This is a genomic window from Adhaeretor mobilis (assembly GCF_007741515.1).
In the GTDB taxonomy this organism is placed as follows: Bacteria; Planctomycetota; Planctomycetia; order Pirellulales; family Lacipirellulaceae; genus Adhaeretor; species Adhaeretor mobilis.
In genome coordinates this window covers 4,293,084-4,310,643 of record NZ_CP036263.1, presented here as the reverse complement: position 1 = coordinate 4,310,643, position 17,560 = coordinate 4,293,084, and the positions used below count along the sequence as shown (strand labels likewise).

The following is a 17,560-nucleotide window of genomic DNA, read 5'->3' as shown; positions in this document are numbered from 1 at the left end:
CCGCACCCGATCCGTGCTTAGGAGTTACTTTCAGTGGGCAAAGCGACTACCAGGAAGCCAATGCGGACTCACACGAAGGGCCTCGCACTGGCAGTCGCATTGATTTGCGGAGTCTGTGGCGGCATGGGGTTTTTCACCTTCGGATATGGCGGAGGTCATGCCTATCTTGGCAATAACCCCGCCTCTTGTGCCAATTGCCACGTGATGCAATCGCAGTATGACAGTTGGATCAAGTCGAGCCATCACGATGTCGCCACTTGCAATGACTGTCACCTTTCTCACGACCCCGTCGGCAAGTGGGTTACTAAGGCTGACAACGGTTTCTTCCACTCGCTAGCGTTTACCACTGGCGATTTCAAAGACCCAATCCAAATCAAGCCGCGCAATAGCCAAGTGGTGCAAAACGCTTGCCTGCACTGCCATCAGGATCTCGTCAATCATATGCTTCCGGTCGATAAGGGAGGCGACATGCTCTCGTGCGTTCATTGTCATGCGAGTGTCGGCCACGCCCAATCGATTGCTCCCCAACGTAATTCGAGTCACTTGCCATGAGTAATCCCATAAAGAATGCGATCGATGGTTACCAACGCACAAAACGTCGAAGTGGCTCAGCCAGGATCTTAATTCTGGCTTTTCTAGCTGCCGCGGTTGCTACTGCTCTGGTGGCTTATGTACTGATCAATATTTATGGTCGTAAGCAAGAGGCGCGGACACCGTTCGTCCGCATCGCTGAGGTCTCTGAAATTTCGACCGACCCAGAACCGTGGGGATTGAACTGGCCGCATCACTTCGATGGATGGAAATCGACAGCCGGTGACAAGTTTTACGGTGGATCGAGCGCAATGCCGCAATCGAAGCTTGAAACGCAACCGTGGCTTAAACGTTTGTACGCCGGGTATGCCTTCAGCATCGACTACCGCGAAGCACGCGGGCACGCTTACATGCTGTATGACCAAGGAGTTACCGAGCGGGTCACTAAGAAGCCACAGGCTGGAGCGTGCTTGCATTGTCATGGTTCAACAACTGTGCTCTATCGTAAGCTGGGACTCGTAGCGATGGGCCAGAAATCAGATGATGAAACGCTGGCTGCTGAATTCAACATGGCGGCAGTGCAAAGAGGTTTTGAGGAAGCCAGTACCAAGACTTATCAGGAAGTTCTTGCTCTACTAAAACAGATGCCTGACGGCACCCCGGACGAGAACCAACCCGTATTCCCAGCAGCACCCGCTGGCGGCTTCGATAGCGAGATGGCGGGCCAACCATTGCCAGAAGGCCATGTGGATCTGGGCGAAGCACATCCTGTGACGTGCATCGATTGCCATGATCCGAATACGATGGCGATTCGCGTCACTCGCCCAGGGTTTGTCAACGGGATAGCAGCGCTTGCGGCGGGTGATGCTCCAGTACCGCATCTACCCAGTATCGAAAAATGGCGCAAGGGAGATCGCAGCGAAGCGTACGATCCGAACCTACTTGCAACCCGTCAGGAGATGCGTTCATTCGCCTGCGGACAGTGTCACGTCGAGTATTACTGCGCGAACAAAATGACGCTTACCTTTCCGTGGAAGAACGGCCTGAAGATGGAGGACTTGGAGAAGACTTGGGAAGAGACCACTTTCCCTGACGGCAGCGAGTTCTACGACTACATCCACGGCGAGACCGGCGCACCTGTTTACAAAGCACAGCACCCCGAGTTCGAACTTTGGAGTCAAGGCATCCACGCCCGCAGCGGTGTCAGTTGTTCGGATTGTCACATGCCCTACGAACGAGTTGGTGCGGCGAAATTGAGCAATCACCATGTTCGCTCGCCTATGGAGAATCTCAACGCCGCCTGCCAGAACTGCCATCGTGGCAGCGAGGACCAGCTCAGGGATCGAATAGAAACGATCCAGTCAAACAATGCAGCCCTGCTGGAAAGAGCGGCCCTAGCAATGACCGACATGCTCGACTCGATCCTAGAAGCTAAAGCTGCGGATGTTAGCGAAGACCAACTCGCCGAGGTGATGAAGCTACAGCGCAAAGCGATGTGGCGGCTCGACTTCATCAGCAGCGAGAACTCACGTGGTTTTCACGCCGACCAGGAAGCGGCTCGCATCCTGGGCGAGTCGATTGACTACAGCCGCCAAGCACAAGCGATGGCTCTACGATTGCGTGCTCCGGATCCGCCGGAGATCAAAGATGTTCCTGCGGAGCCTATTCAGGGTGTAACTGTTGAGAAAGAACCGGAAGAGTCGTAAGGCTTGTGGAAATACTCGTCGGTATTCTCTGGAATAATGCATCGTGGGTTTGACGCATTGCCCGGTATTGGTGCTGCCCGAGCGGTTCATTGCCTGTGAAAACCGGAGTTAGCGTACTACCCGAGACAGGCACAGCTGGTGTTCCGGATTGTTTTGGGAGTGACGGATTGAGGCGGTTTAGGAACTGGCAATACGTTGGGGGTGACATCTAGGCCAATGGAAAATAGCACACCGTGATTGGTCACCAAGCTATCTTCGAGTGAGTCATTCAGGAAGAAGACCACTTGAATGTGCATGTGAAGGCGCAGCTGCAGTGGCAACCGTCACCTCTGCGAATTGGCTTCCATTTCTACAGGTGGGCGACTACTCCGCTGCACCTTGCCAACGAATGAGTTTCAGCCTGCAGGTCCGCCTAGCATCGCAGGGAATTTGGCTACAAGAAAAAATAAAGCTGGCAACAATCTTGAAGTTAGTTCTTCGATGAAGCAACACTTTCGAACTGCAGGAACAGTATCGGTGCAATTGCGGTAAGAAGTGCCTGACGCAACGCTCTCTGAACCCGACGCTACGCAGTTATGTTCACTGCGACGCGATATGCTTCGGCGATCTCAGTTGGGCTGCCAATGGTGACGTTCAGATCTCGTAGGAGCCCGTCCTTTACCGCGTATATCCAGCCGTGAACCGCGAGCTCGTAGCCTTGTTCCCAGGCTTCTTGCACGACTGTTGAGTGACAAACATTCAAAGCCTGCTCAACGACGTTAAGTTCGCAAAGCCGATCAATCAGCTCCTTTTCGTCACTGATCATGCGCAATACGGCATCGTGCTTTTGACGCACATCGCGGATGTGTCTTAACCATCCATCAATGAGACCGACGTGATGATTTTCTGTTGCTGCTTTGACACCACCACAGCCATAGTGCCCACACACGATAATGTGCTTGATCTTCAAGACGCTGACAGCGTACTCGATTACGCTTTGGCAATTGAAATCGCTGTGAACGACCACGTTGGCGATGTTGCGATGCACAAAGACGTCGCCAGGCTTGAGCCCAATGATCTGATTAGCCGGTACTCGACTATCTGCACAGCCGATCCAGAGGACCTCGGGCTTTTGTCCTTGGGCCAACTTATTGAAGAACTCAGGGTCTTCATCCAGAACATCACTTGCCCAGGTGCGGTTGTTCTCTATTAACTCTGGTAAGAAGCGCATTTACTAATCCAGATCAGTAATTCGAGGAGCTCTAAGGTGGCTACTGCTTCCTGATTGTACCGATTTTGCTTGATTGTGAAAGCTGAGTACTTGGGTCGACCACTTGATTGATAAGGGCAAGCAAAATTGACCTGCGTGGTGTCAAATCTCGCGATTTGCACTGTCTAGTCACCCCTGACCGAGATGTGCAATTGTAGATTTTCATCCGCACATTGCTTGACTGCATCGGGCTGTTTCTGAATTTGGTCGGCCTGTTGCAGTTTCAATTCCTGCACCAGTATCTGATATTGTTCGCTGGATGGCCTGTTCTTCAAGATGTTTCAAAGCGTCATTGACCACGAGCATTTCTTTCAGGAGCAACCATTCCGACTTCGCAAGACCCTTTGACTTGGCGAGACCCTCTGTGGTGATGGTAGTCCCTAGAAGGTTCAAGAACAACTTCATGCGACTGCTCTAGAGGTCCGACAGTTCCGCCTGTCACTCCGCTACCTGATAAAACAAGGCAAGAAAGTGCAGGGGCTTTGATGATCACTTGCTCAGTACAGAGATCGCGGTTTTGGTTTGCCAATACAGCCACCTCGGTGGTGTTGTCGAGACCTACCTTGTCGGTGCCCGCGTGCTGCTCAGTGATAGCATTCGAATTAGTAGGCTCCCGGTGGTTCGATTTGCTGTAGCCAGAAAGCAGCCAGAAGTCGAGCATCGACGTCAGGGATGGCTGGGGGATCCTAGCGCCCTTCGTCATATGGACTCCTGCTTCGCTGTGTTCCATCGCTTGCACGTCGCTAGAGCGGTTTGCCTGCCTATTGAACTCAGGGTTTTAGGAGGGAAGTCTTGTCTGCGCTTGTGCTAGTTGCCTATGGCGCTTAGTTTCTGGGCTGACAATTCATGACTCGAAAGACCGTGGTGATGTTCCAAGCCAACGACTTGAAGGTCGAGCTCTGCTGCAGTGAAATCTGCTTGAATTTCATGCAGCTTTTCCATCACGCTGTGGTCGACAAGCTTAGTTTGCGCCAAATCAAGAATGACATTCTTTCGCTGCATCAATCCGAGGTCGACCAGCTGCTTGCGAAATAGAATCCAGTTGCTAAAAACAGCGGAATATTGAGCGGCAATGATAACTGTCTCGCCATCTTGGTTCTCCACGTCTAGGTACGGCTTGAATAGTGATCGTAGCGGCACACCGTTAACTAGGTGAATCATCATTTTTACTGCTACGCCTATGCCGATACCAATCAACAAGTCCGTTGCCAGCACTGCGACCAGCGTTACGACAAAAATTAGCAGTTGTTCCTTACCGACTTTCAGCACATGCAAGAACTCCGTTGGGTGAGCCAATCGAAAACCTGTATAGACGAGCATCGCGGCTAGTGCTGCGAGTGGTATCAAATGCAGGATTGTGGGAATGAGCGCCACGCAAAGCAGTAGAAATATTCCATGCCAAAAGTCGGCGAAGCGAGTGCGAGCGCCATTGTCGATATTGGCTTTACTGCGCACAATCTCGGAGATCATTGGGAGACCGCCCACCAAGGAACATGCTAAGTTTCCTACCCCAACAGCGACAAGGTCTCGGTTCAAATTCGTCTTGCGTTTCCAAGGATCAAGCAAATCGATGGCCTTGGCGCTGAGCAACGATTCTAGACTGCCGATGATGAAAAACATAAACACCCACTTCCATGCCGTGGGCTGCTTGAGTGCCGAGAAATCAGGATAGGTAATGTAGTCGAACATGCCAAAGACTCGATCTGGCATGGTTACTAGGTAGACTTCGCCTACTTTGTACTTGTGCCCGTGGAATGTGTAGATGTGAGTGTGTTGCAGGTCAAATAACATGCCGAGCGGCACTGCTACGAGTAGCACAATCATCGGAGCCGGTATAGCCTTGAGTAGGGGATGAAGCTTCTTTGCCCACGGCCATAAGAACATGATTAAGAGACTTATCCCGCCGACCAGGGCGATCTCAGGATTGAGTTCTTTGAAGAAATGGGGGATTTCCTTAATCATTTCCAGCGGTTCCCCCTTCGCGCCTCGCACGCCAAGGGCGATCGGGATTTGCTTCACCATGATGATGACGCCAATCGCAGCCAACATGCCGTGAACGGCGGCCAGTGGGAAAAATTCCGCCAGAATGCCGGAACGAAACAGCCCGGCGATGATCTGCAAGATGGCAGCGGCTACACCGACAGCAAGCGCCATCTTATAGGCGCTCATATCTGCTTCGCTAAAGCCGCCCATTGGCCCATCACCTCCGAATGCTTCAACACAACCAATTGCGATGACGATCAATCCAGCGGCAGGACCTTTGATGGTCAATTCTGAATCGCTAATGAAAGTGGCCACTATCGCACCGATAATGGCTGTGAAAATTCCAGCGATCGCCGGATAGCCGCATGCCAAAGCGATGCCTAAGCAAAGTGGCAACGCGATCAAGAAGACGAGAAACCCAGAGAGAACGTCCTGTTTGAAATACTGCTTAAATCCCGCGACATCTCCTCGCGGTGTCTCGCTTGGAGCCATTGATTGGGCACCGTTGTTGTCTGCTAACACTTTTCTCTCCTGGGAAAATGGCTGTTACTCGATAGCGACTAACCGCCTTGCTGAGTTGTCTGCGTATGCTGCTGCGGGCCTGACGTCTTGGTTGCAGGGTCGAGGTTTTCCGGATCTATCAAGACTCGATCTCGTCGTGACATAATTTCCTGTGCCGCATGGTACCGAGATGCCACTCCTGGCTGCGGCCAGAGCCCGCCGCCGATAATTAAAGCCGATAGAATTAGGATGGCCACTCTTTCTGGTGTACGAACATTGAGAGAGATGGACGCGGTATGTTGTGTTCCGGTGAAGAGTCGAAAGTAGACGTGCATGATTGCAATGCTATTGAGTGCTGCGGCAATCACCACCAGTGTGCCTACCATCGGATAGACATCGACGGCTCCCTCGACAATGAGTTCTGCACCGATGAATCCGACAGTACCGGGAAAGCCGATACTTGCTAAACCCGTCAACAGGAAGAACGAAGCCAATGCAGGGGCATGTTCATAAAGTCCGTGATAGTCAGCCAAGGAAAGTCGTCCGGTGCGCGATTCAAGGGCACGGAGTGTTAGCCCTAAGCCTGCCAGCGATAGACCTACCGAAAGCCATACGCACAAACCTCCTGTCAGCCCAATAGGCGTAGCGACTTCCAAGCCGATCAATACGAGTGACGAATGACTTAAAAAAAGGTAGACAAAAAAACGTCTTGACTCCCGCTGCACAAGAGCCATTGCTGCGGCATAGACCGCAGTCGTTAGTGAAATCAAGGCGATCGCCTGCAAAGCCCAATCTGGGGCGATTGGCAGCACTAACCGAACTGCGGCGTAGGCACCGGCCATGGGCGTAACGTGAAGCAAGGCCGTTCCCAGTGTGGCGTTCTCGAATAGGTCGGTCATCCAACAGTGCAGAGGTACACAGCCACTGCGAATCAATACTGCCGCAATCAGCATGCTGATCGCCACGATGGAATGGCTGGATTTGTCTCCTTCGGCGTCGATCATTGCCCAGCCAGCAGCTAAGAGTGCTAGGAATAGTGCCATGTGTATTCCGAATACCTTTATCGAGCGGCCGCGTGCATGCAATTCGATGGCTGGCGGTATGGCTTGCAATCCCAACAGTAGGATGATGCCCCAAGGTTCGCGGCAACTCAGCATCGCAAGCAAGAAAGTAAGTGAAACGAGGTTCCATGCGAAAGGAAACCGCCGCACCTTCGTTCGGAGAGTGGATAACGTGGTCAGAAAGAACAACAGAGCTGCAAGTGGCAACAGCGGAGCGCTCAGCTCGTCGATGACAATGGCGTTTGGGCCGAGTACTCTCGAGACTACGTCCCAATGATCGTGAGCCTCAAAGGCACCAAGTGTGTTGAAGTCTTCCCAGGCAGCTAGAGCAAACAGCAACGTTAAGCCCGTCGCATAAATCGTCCAACTGCGTGCCCGTTCGGGATCACGTGAGCGAGCAATAGCTACTGCGCCCAGCATTGGTGTGAGGATGGCTAATTCAAGCCAAGGTAAGTGCAACTCAAGCATATTGATTCCAGGTGCTTCAGCGTTTGAGAGGATTTCTGAGAAGGCTAGAGTCTTAATTCTTCTACCACATCATCATGAACTGGCACGGCATCTGATTCGCGCGATTGAGTTCCTGACAGAAAATCGGTCCACGCACGCTCCCAGGCATCGCATTGAAGCAGAACACGGCGTATGGGGTAAACGACATAGGAGTCGATTAAGCTATCGAGGTGCCCACGCTCACTGGCAAATCGATAGACTCGCTCGCGAAGCCAAGTGGGTGTCCAGTGCCCTCCCGCCGCAGTTGGTGTGGCATCTTGTTGCCCAATGGCGTTCTCTAGCACCTGGTAATCGTGCAATAGTGTTGGTGCACGTAGTAGCTGCAATGTGCGAAGACATGCATGCCCGATAATATGAATAAGCGCAATGTACCGTAGTCCCAATCCAATCTCAGCAACAATGATCCCTACCTGAGTTAGCGAGGCATAGGCCAACGCGCTCTTGATGTCCGTCTGCACTCGAGCGGCAACTGAGGCGAATATCGCAGTCACTAAACCTATTGCTACGACCGTCACAGAGAGGATCAACGACAACTCGAGAATGGGACTGATTCGCAGCAGGAGAAACGCTCCCAGGTGGACCGAAAGCGCACCATAGAAGATGGCGCTAGATGGAGTTGGTCCTTCCATTGCGCGTGGTAGCCACCCGGAGAACGGCACGAGTGCCGATTTCCCAGCGGCAGCGACCAGCAGCAGCAGGCCAACGAACATGGCTTGTTCACTAGTCAGGGTTGCTATGCCGTCTGGCCAAGAGCCAATTCCCATCAATCCGCCAAAGTCGCCTCCACCGGTCAGGTGGTGTAGGGCGACCGCCGCCACTAAAAACGCAGCGTCAGAAACCCGATAGACACTCCAAACCCGGAGCCCATTTCGAACTGGTGATTTGCGATCATGGAAGAAAGCGACTAGTAATGCCGAAGAGAGCCCCACTAACTCCCAGCCCAGAAACAGGACTTCGATCGTGCCTGCCAGCGAACTGACAATCATTCCCAGCACAAAGAACGAGTAGCAAACGTAAAACCGCAGGTAGCCAGGTTCGCGATGTAGGTAGCGACTTGTAAACGCGCCAATTGTGCCACACAAGACGTACGACAGAATGACGAAAGGAACACTGAGTCGATCAAATACAAATTTTAAACTAAAGTGAAAATGTTGGTCTGGAATGGCGACCCAGTTCCCCAGCTCAATTGGGATATACCGTTTATCGTCGGCAAGCATCATCGCCAGGATAGCCAGCGCTGCAATAAGCCCAATGATCGTTGTGGCATACGTCCAGTTTTGAGTTTTAGATTCAGACAGCGGCTTTCCGATGAGCGCTGTCGTCCCTAGCACCGCGACGAGCGCTAAGGGACTCGCGATCACAACGAGCCCAAGTACAAATATTTCCCAGGTAACTTCCATCGTCTTAGTGGCCTTTTCTCAAATGTTGAACAACGGGCTCGTCGTTTGACACCGCATCTGCTGAGATCGAGGCGAAGCCAAGGTGGTCTCTCCAACCCCGGTACCAATCCAGCGAGGTCGTCCTGATAGGCAATGGGTTCGTGGAGGGATAGTACGGAACGAATTCGCCGCTCTGGAACAGCATGATGGTCCCCGACTCTGGCTCGACTGTCGCAACTTGCACCCAGCTGCCGCGTACTAGTCTGTCCATTCCTTCGTTCGCGGCCATGATATTGAGCAGAACCGCAGGCGTCGTCTCAATCACAAAAAGCAAACGCATGGGCTCATGTATCTCGATCATCTGACGATAGAGTCCCGGTCGCAGATCGCTGGAGGCACCGTCCATTACGCCCAATAGAGCGGCGATATTGTGCGGCAACTTATTTCCTGCTCCCCAGCCAACAGGATCGACGCACGAAAAGTAGTATTCCAAATTGATTCCTGCGCAGACCGGAATGGCCGCCTGTAATACGCGAGTTAGAATTGAGTGATCGGCATCATCTTGAGCGGGGTCGTAAGACTGCAGGAAAGCTCTGCGATCTAAGAACAGATTTCGACTCCACTCACGTTGGCCCACGAAGCACAGTGCATTGGTTGCATGGTTGTATTCGGGTCGGGCCTGCGACAGATCATTCGCCCGCCCTTCTACATGTTTCAGCGCATCCTGGTCGGTCAGACTGAGTGGGGCAGAATAAAAGCGGCGACACCGTTCATGGGCGTTACGACCACGGGCTGTCTGAATAGCGTCGCTCGCCTGCTCGAAATCACTACTGTGTGTTGTTGGCAAGCGATCTAGGTCGTAGAACTCGACGCTGTCATCGCACGTGTTGTGGTAGGCACCGACAAACACAGAATCGTCAGGGAGCGGAATGCCATTGGCTACTACGAGTTCGCGGACACGCGGATCATTGGCCATTTGGGCAAAGGCACGTGCGTTGGGTCCACCTCGTGCGCCAGCACAAGCTCCACAGTTATAAGCCGATTCGTGCGGATTATTCAAACTGGAAGAGCCGTGGCCACATAGCACAATCATTCGTGACAGATTTTGAGTTAGTCCGATATCGCGTAGCACTCGCTCGACTATTGCTGCCATTTCTGTCACGCTATAGCCAACTTGATCTGGTTCTGGGCCTGGCTCAGCTTGTGTCCGTTCCAAGTGCAGGTTTGTCAGCACTGGTGGCAGTACAAAGTCTCCAAAAAACTTTTGAAGCTGGGTTGTCGTTCTAGGGAAGACAATTCGCATCACCAGCGGAACCGAAGCAAGAGATCCCAGCAAGGCAGCTAGCCAGCCACCAGCAAAGGTCCGGCTACTATTGTGCCCATGTCGTGTCACCGTACCGATGATACGACGACGATTACGTCGCTGTTGACCTGCTTTCGCGAACGAATAGACCGTCTTTTCCACGACATACTGCTGAGGCTTGATGCTTACTGGGCAAAGAGGAGTGAAATGAGCGTCAGCGGCCCCGCGATAATACATGGCAATGGCAAAAAAGCCTGCTGCTCCGAAGGTTTCACAGGCAGGCTCAACCTCTTCTAGGTGGCGTCGAAATGATTCCTCGCGATCGTCAATGCAGGTAATGACTTGCATGGAAGGACGCGTAGCTTTATTCGGCGACTGAGCAGTATCGCCCGAGGCTATCCGACGACAGTGATTCGCCACAGCATCCAAAGCTTGGATGCGATACCGTCTTTCAAATGCCAGGTGATAGATGCAGCGTCGCTCTAGGCTAGGGAACGCATCGATTTCTTCGAACAGTTGCGTCCACTCGTCTGCCGATAGGCGGAACAGATGTTCTGGAAGCCAACCTACCACCTGTGCAAGTTGGAAGACTTCGAAAGCACGCTGGTCCACACTTGTGGTTGTTCCTTTGTTTTCCTGAGCTCGCAATTGAGGAAGTAGCGTGTTAAGAGCGCCCGTAAAATCGAATTCTTCACGAGCGACATAGCCTAAAGCCGTGCGATCTAAAATGAGTCGTACGGCCAAGAACTCCACTAAACTTCCTGGGGGAATCTGTCTTGCAGCGCGATCCCCGCGTGTCTCTAGCTGCCAAATCATGCCCGCATAGCCACGTAAAGCAAGCAGCGTATCAGCAATGAAGACTTGTTCTTGCCCTTCCTCGACTCCTAGCATTTGAAGCGATTCGTCGATGGATTCCAGTGGACTTATTCCCGCCTCGATAAGACGGCGCGCCTCCGTTGCAAGCCCGCGTGTCCAGCGGTCAGTCACACCCGCATGATCGCTGTACAATCTCAAGAACGCTTGATACAGCCCTGCTTCCCTACTTGGGAGCGTCCAGTCAGCGAAGCCCTGGTCAAGAAAAGCGGCAGTCAAGCGAATTAGAACATCATGCACCAAGTCATCCGTATCGCTCCCCGTCTTAGCTAATAACAAGTCTCGGTGCCGTGTGTACGTTCGATGGGACTTTGATTGAACAGCACACTGCATGGCACCATCGCGGCAAGCGATCCAGAGTGCGTGCAGTGAAAATGATTCCCAAGTCGCTTCGCTCCAGGATTCGATGTTCTGTTTATCAAAGAGTTCGAATAATGGGTCGAGTGACGCACGAATCCGTTGCCCTTTCTGGTTGCGTGCTTGCCCATTGCGAAAATCACGCATGATCCAGCGAGTCGTGCCTGCCAACAACTGGTCTCGTAGATTCGAAGGGACTTCCTCACGCACCGTGGTCAGCGCATCAGTCTCTGCAATAATCCAGCGCAACTCGTTTGCGGTACCAGTCCTCAAGGGATGAGCAAGCATGGCCATACGCAACTGGAAACGCGTTCCGAAAAATCCAAGTAAATCGTCGCCTTGGTCCTCCAGTTCTTCCATGAGGACAGCTTCAACGTCCTCGGGTAGAATTCGCCCACGGCTAAGTTTCTGACGGTAGCGTTCCTCTGGCAGATAGGGATGACAGCCGAAGGTGTCGGCGCCTTTCACGACTGCCTCCTTGAATGGCAAGTCCTCGAAAGCATGTAAGGTGTTGTGATGCACGAAAGCAGTGATCGGACCTTGGGCCGGCAGCAAGTGCGCAGCATGCTCAATCGTCTCTCGTAACCGTTCAAGATCGAATTGAACGGGCAATGCGGACGGGGAACTTTTCTTTGGCGTGGTTTTAGTGTTCAAGACCGGTACTCTTCCCTCTCGGTCAACCCAGGTGCGCACTCCAATGGTCAATGCCCGAAAGCGCAGTCTCCCTTAGCAGGGTGGTTGCGTGTGGGCGGTTGGCTGAAGGGCAAACGCTATGGGGTAAGGCTAGTCAGCAAAGGACGATGCAACGCACCACAACGGCGTTTGAGCCTCGGATACCGACGAAGATCGTCTGTATGCAGGGCTCTTGCCGAACACAGTGCACTAGCCAACCGGGGGACCCCGAAGATGCCAGCGAGAAATGCTTAGCAGTTGAGAAGTCGAAATGTACTGTTCCGCGTCGTCGAGGAACGACACAAATCCCTTCATGCTACTCGGCGAGCTGACGTGCAGGCACTTAGTTTCGTGCTCGTCTTGGTCCAGGTCCATTTCGGCTTCAGACGAATAGACGTCTGAAGTAGCGAACAGGTCGCTCGCGAAGATTCGCGTCGACTCAGTTGCCCACAGGCAGACAACTGAATAGAGGATCACATGTTTTAGGGTTGTTCGGGACATACGAATCAGGAAGTGTAGTTTGGTTTCTGGAGATAGTCAAACGGAAATCCGTCTCCCCCTGGTTGAGATTCGTAATGCTTAAGGACGCAGCGAGTGCTCTCGAACATTTCCTTATCTGGGGCAGTAGGTCAAAGGTAGAAAGGAGCCTAGCCTATCTTGTCTTATTCGATAGGCCCCAGTTCGGACATAAGGCAGACGAAGCCAACGTACCGCTGGAGGACCGATGCAGAGTATGGCGATTATCGAATTGGCGTTACACGCAGTTCTGGGAAAATGGCCAACTGAATTTTACGGCAGTATGCAAAGCCGAAAGATCGCAGTTCGCAGTCGCTGGACCTGGCAGCATCCCCATCGGGTCGGATGTAATTTGGGACTCTCAGCGGTTAAAGCAATCGCTTAAACTTCGGCGTAACGGCGCGATATAGTTCAGAGACTGCCCGTCTCGTCGTAGACTTTTAACGTGTAGACGCAAACTACGTAACCGCTCCGGATGCATTTGTGATCGCTCCTCTCAGGCGGGGACTACGTATCTTATGTGCTAGCCAATTCGTCTTCGGACCGATCAGAGGGCAGTACTACAGGGCTCTTGAAGTCAGCCGGTTTGACGGCTAACAGGGAGCAGGGGATCTTTGGCAGCAGTCGCTCGGCCGTGTTGCCAATGAGAAATCCTGGGATTCCAGTCCTTCCGATCATACCCATGACAACTAGATCGATATTGTTCTTTGCGATGCAATTCAAAATAGCAAGGTCGGGGCGCTCCGTGACAACATGCACCTGGGGCGGCAGAGCAAGTTCAACGCCCGCAAGGCTGGCGCGAATGCGGTTCTCTGCATTGCGGCGATACTCTTCGCTGTTATCCGTGTAACTGTTCGCGAAAAGTACATGGCCTAGCTCACGAGGATCTGCGGCATGCACGATATGGAGCTGCGCGTTGTATAACTGTGCCATCGCAGTGCCGAGCTCTCTAGCGAGATCGCCAACGGGGCGCAGATCATCTGCGACAAGTATAGAATCAAAGGCCCCGTCCGTAAGCGGCTGGGTCACCCAAACGGGACAGGGGCACTTGCGGAGGAGCCTCATTCCTGTGCTTCCCAGCAATGCCCCCTCCACGGCCCCCAGATGGCGAGTGCCGATAACGACTAAGTCTTGCTGTCCGCGAATGACTTGGTGAATCAGTTCTAACCAACTTCTTCCAACGATGACTTTGCTTTCTGCGGCGACGCCAATCTTACGTGCTTGATCAACACAATGATCGAGCTGGGCCTGTGCTTCATCGAGCAACGTCGATTTGTTAGTGTCGCTAGCAGCGATGAGATGCTGGGCTTTGGCTGACAATTCGAGAGAAGCGAGAAAGTAGACTGTCGCGGAATTGTGCTTCGCCAACCACAAAGCTTGCCGCACAGCCTCTTCATTGGGTGGCGTAAGTTTGTCTGTGACAAAGCGGTCGCCCCATGACAAGTCGACTCCCACCAAAATTCTCTTAAATTGTTTCATCGATTTCCCTTCTTGTTTTGTTGAAGTCTATTCGCTCGATGTGCCTTTTTGCCATCTAAACGTTATCAACTGCCGCACAACTCTGAACTGCAGGGCTAATCCTACAGGCCGTGACTCTTCTTCAAGCCTTTTCCAACCACCAACCGATAGGCCTGTGGCACAATCAATATTGGTGCCGCGACTGCAAGCATCAATCCCCAATCACTCCATCCCAACGGTACCGTATGCAGGGCTCGTTGCAATGGCGGCAGGTACACGGCCATGACCTGTAAGCCAATGGTACCGGCAATCGCCACAAGGATCCAAGGGTTAGTGAACAAGCCAATCGAGGTGAGAGGCGAACGGAGCGAACGGAAGTTAAGGACGTTCATCTTTTCGATTAGGATGATGCCCGTGAAAGCGACCGTTCCGGCCAGGGCAACTTGGTTGGGGTCGTTGCTTTGCAAATAGTAGTGAAACAAAGCTAATGTCGCGACGCCGATGTAGGTTCCCAAGGCGGCGATTATGAGCATGCCCTTCCGATCGAGGATCGGCTGTCGTGGGTCCCGAGGCTTGGCTTGCATGAGGGCTGACTCGGCTGGTTCTAAACCGAGCGCTACTGCTGTGAGGCCATCCGTCACTAGATTCATCCACAAAATCTGCACCGGGAGCAAGATCAGCGGACCACCGAGCACGATGTTCAGAAAGATCGCAACAATCTCGCCCGTGTTCGAAGAGAGTAAGTAGCGAACGAACTTTTGGATATTGTCGTATTGCCGACGTCCCTCTTCGATGGCACCGACAATCGAACTGAAGTTGTCGTCAGTGAGCACCATGTCGGCTGCTCCCTTGGCGACCTCGGTGCCGCGGATTCCCATCGCAATGCCGACATCCGCCTTCTTCAGCGCTGGGGCATCGTTCACTCCATCGCCGGTCATTCCTACGACATGCCCCTGGCTTTGTAGTAGAGTGACGATACGCAGTTTGTGCTCTGGTGTCGTGCGCGCGAACACGACATCCCCCTGCAATGCTTCGCTCAGTTGCTCATTACTCAGCTCGCCAAGCTCCTGGCCGGTCAGCGCTGTCTCTGCAGGAATCCCAACGCGACGAGCAATGGCGAGTGCGGTCGGTGCGGAATCGCCAGTGATCATGAGCACTCGAATACCTGCTGCCTGTGCCAACTGCACGGCTTCAGCTGCCTCGGGTCGAGGAGGATCAGTCATGCCAACGACACCAAGTAAGGTGAGTTCGTTCTCGACCGAGCCTTCATCCAATGCAGCGTTTGCAGGAAGCTCGCGACGAGCTACGATCAGTGTTCGCAATCCTTGCTCTGCCATCTCGGTATAGGCCTCGGTGATCGCAGTCCGGTCTTCGTCGGTCATCGTTAGCTGCTGGCCATCGGCGAACCAAGTGGTGCACCGCGGCAGAAGCACTTCAGGAGCACCTTTTGAATGTGCTGTGAAGAAGTCGCCATCACGCATCACCACGGTCATTCGTTTGCGGGATGAATTGAACGGGAATTCCGCTACCGGCTTCACGCCTTTCGCCGGTTCGAGCCATGCCTTGTAAGCGGCAGTCACAAGAGCAGATTCGGTCGGCTCGCCGCTCTCATGCCACCCTGTAGAATCTTTGGCTAGACTGGCGTGATTACAAGCCAATGCTGAGGTGAGGAGTTCCATGAGATCAGACTGCTGACGATAGTCTGTCTTCTCGCCAGACACTTCAAAGTGCCCTGCCGGATCGTAGCCGACTCCAGTGACATCGTAGCTTTCCGAGGGCGTCCAAATGGTTTGCACAGTCATTTGGTTCTGGGTGAGCGTACCGGTCTTGTCGGTGCAGATGACCGTTGCAGCTCCCAGGCCTTCAGCCGCTTGCAGTCGACGTAGCAGAGCCTTGCGGCGCACCATCTCTCGGATCCCTAGGGCCATTGTGAGCGTTACCACCGCTGGCAGGCCTTCGGGCACCACGGCCACGGCAAGAGAAATGCCAGTCATGACCATCTCGACAATTTCTTTGCCCATCCACCAACCGGTGACGCCTACGAGCAGCGAGATCCCGATCGCAAAAACTCCGAGTTGCTTGCCGAGCCCGCCGAGTTCGCGTTGTAGGGTGGTCGTCTCGGTGCCGATGTCTTGAGTAAGCTGCGCAATGCGACCAAACTCAGTGTCTGATCCAGTAGCAACAGCAATCCCCAAGGCACGACCGTTGGTCACCGCCGTGCCTGCCCAGGCCATAGAGGGACGTTCGGCAAGCTGGGCGCTGGAGTCAACCGCAGCAGTTTGCTTGCTAACGGAGAGCGATTCCCCGGTTAGCGCCGATTCATCAACCTTGAGGCTGAGCACATCGACTAATCGCAGATCTGCTGGTACACGGTCGCCCGTTGCGAGTAGAACAGCATCTCCGGGCACCAGTTCGACGGCATCGATTTGTTGCTCGTCGCCGTCGCGAATCACGCGACACTGCGGGCTGAGCATCTCTTTGAGCGCAGCAAGAGCCCGCTCTGCCTTCCATTCTTGGATGAAACCCAACAGTCCGTTGAGAATCACAATCGCAAGGATCGTGATCGCGTCGGTCAACTCGCCAACAACTACGGAGATGCCCGCAGCGATGAGCAGTATTAGGATGAGTACATCAATAAATTGACGTCCCAGCACCTCATACCATCTCGTCTCGGCCTGAGAGCGAATTTCATTGGGGCCGTACTGGTTTCTACGGAGCTTAGCTTCCTCAGCACTAAGGCCACGGTTAACATTCGTGCCCAGATGTCCCGTTGCGAACTCGGGCTCCATTGCGTGCCAGTGCTCATGCGGCAATGATTTCTCTGTCGGCTTGGGTTCCACTAGAGTTGTTGACATGACTTCTCCTGCAATCCATTCTCGACTTCGTGGATATTGGCCACCGAGGACTGAACATCATCGGGGTGGCCGGCGAACTGGTAGCAACTAGTCGCCCGTGCCGATGTCGTCGCTGAAGGCACGCTGTAGTAGTTGCCTCTCAACATGCTCGTGATTGAGCAGTCTTGAAACAAACTTATGAAAGTCGTCCTCACTGCGGATCGAGAGAGCTGTAGACTCAACTCCAGAACGAACGAGCAATCGCAGCTTCTCGAGTTCTTCAAGAAGCGCTCGGTGCTCAGCCAGAAGTACTTCGACTTGCGATTCGTACCGCGGTTCGCTCCCAACAAGTTCGGCTAGATAGCTGCCTCGCTCTTCTATTTCAAAGTGTAATTCGAGCAAGTCCCTCAACTTGGAGAGCAAATCCTCCAATTCACGCTTCTCATAGGATCGCGTATCCACCATCCGGCTGATGGCTTCGAGAGAATCTGTGAGTTCCCTGTTCTTTTGCTGGACTACTTTGAACAACTCATGATCCCAGTCACTAGCGGCCATCACAATTTCTCCCTAATGCGGTTTAACGGCGTTTCTTTTTTCTGGAAGCAAGGATCGTGCCAAGACTGCTCCGTA

Annotated in this window: 11 protein-coding genes; 2 read left to right on the top strand and 9 right to left on the bottom strand. The window is 53.2% G+C overall.

Annotated features, from left to right (window positions below; all coding sequences use genetic code 11):
• Window positions 1-60: 60 nt before the first annotated feature.
• Both nrfH and HG15A2_RS16970 read left to right on the top strand, forming a co-directional pair.
• Window positions 61-552: a cytochrome c nitrite reductase small subunit gene (gene nrfH / locus HG15A2_RS16975; RefSeq protein WP_145064122.1), complete on the top strand. Its 492-nt coding sequence runs from the start codon at window positions 61-63 to the stop codon at window positions 550-552.
• On the top strand, window positions 549-2,237 hold the full coding sequence (locus HG15A2_RS16970) for an ammonia-forming cytochrome c nitrite reductase subunit c552 (protein WP_145061616.1): 1,689 nt from the start codon (window positions 549-551) through the stop codon (window positions 2,235-2,237). Before nrfH ends, HG15A2_RS16970 begins: the two co-directional genes overlap by 4 nt.
• Window positions 2,238-2,802: 565 nt before the next feature.
• Here the strand turns inward: HG15A2_RS16970 and can are convergent.
• The 9 genes from can to HG15A2_RS16925 form a co-directional block, all read right to left on the bottom strand.
• Window positions 2,803-3,447, bottom strand: a complete 645-nt coding sequence (can, locus tag HG15A2_RS16965) for a carbonate dehydratase (protein ID WP_145061614.1) — start codon at window positions 3,445-3,447, stop codon at window positions 2,803-2,805.
• A gap of 846 nt (window positions 3,448-4,293) precedes the next feature.
• A complete protein-coding gene (locus tag HG15A2_RS16960) occupies window positions 4,294-5,991 on the bottom strand; it encodes a SulP family inorganic anion transporter (protein WP_246117769.1) in 1,698 nt (565 codons plus the stop codon).
• Between the two features lie 38 nt (window positions 5,992-6,029).
• On the bottom strand, window positions 6,030-7,499 hold the full coding sequence (locus tag HG15A2_RS16955; RefSeq protein ID WP_145061612.1) for a proton-conducting transporter transmembrane domain-containing protein: 1,470 nt from the start codon (window positions 7,497-7,499) through the stop codon (window positions 6,030-6,032).
• Between the two features lie 44 nt (window positions 7,500-7,543).
• Window positions 7,544-8,938, bottom strand: coding sequence for a proton-conducting transporter transmembrane domain-containing protein (locus HG15A2_RS16950; protein ID WP_145061611.1), 1,395 nt, complete (start codon window positions 8,936-8,938; stop codon window positions 7,544-7,546).
• 4 nt (window positions 8,939-8,942) lie between these two features.
• The gene (locus tag HG15A2_RS16945; protein ID WP_145061609.1) at window positions 8,943-12,104 is read right to left on the bottom strand and encodes a DUF2309 domain-containing protein; all 3,162 of its coding nucleotides are present in this window, start codon (window positions 12,102-12,104) and stop codon (window positions 8,943-8,945) included.
• Between the two features lie 228 nt (window positions 12,105-12,332).
• The gene (locus tag HG15A2_RS16940; RefSeq protein ID WP_145061607.1) at window positions 12,333-12,623 is read right to left on the bottom strand and encodes a hypothetical protein; all 291 of its coding nucleotides are present in this window, start codon (window positions 12,621-12,623) and stop codon (window positions 12,333-12,335) included.
• A gap of 531 nt (window positions 12,624-13,154) precedes the next feature.
• A complete protein-coding gene (locus HG15A2_RS16935; protein ID WP_145061605.1) occupies window positions 13,155-14,117 on the bottom strand; it encodes a universal stress protein in 963 nt (320 codons plus the stop codon).
• A gap of 101 nt (window positions 14,118-14,218) precedes the next feature.
• Window positions 14,219-16,951: a cation-translocating P-type ATPase gene (locus HG15A2_RS16930; RefSeq protein ID WP_145061603.1), complete on the bottom strand. Its 2,733-nt coding sequence runs from the start codon at window positions 16,949-16,951 to the stop codon at window positions 14,219-14,221.
• An 87-nt stretch (window positions 16,952-17,038) separates the two neighbouring features.
• The gene (locus HG15A2_RS16925) at window positions 17,039-17,485 is read right to left on the bottom strand and encodes a hemerythrin domain-containing protein (protein WP_145061601.1); all 447 of its coding nucleotides are present in this window, start codon (window positions 17,483-17,485) and stop codon (window positions 17,039-17,041) included.
• Window positions 17,486-17,560: the final 75 nt, after the last annotated feature.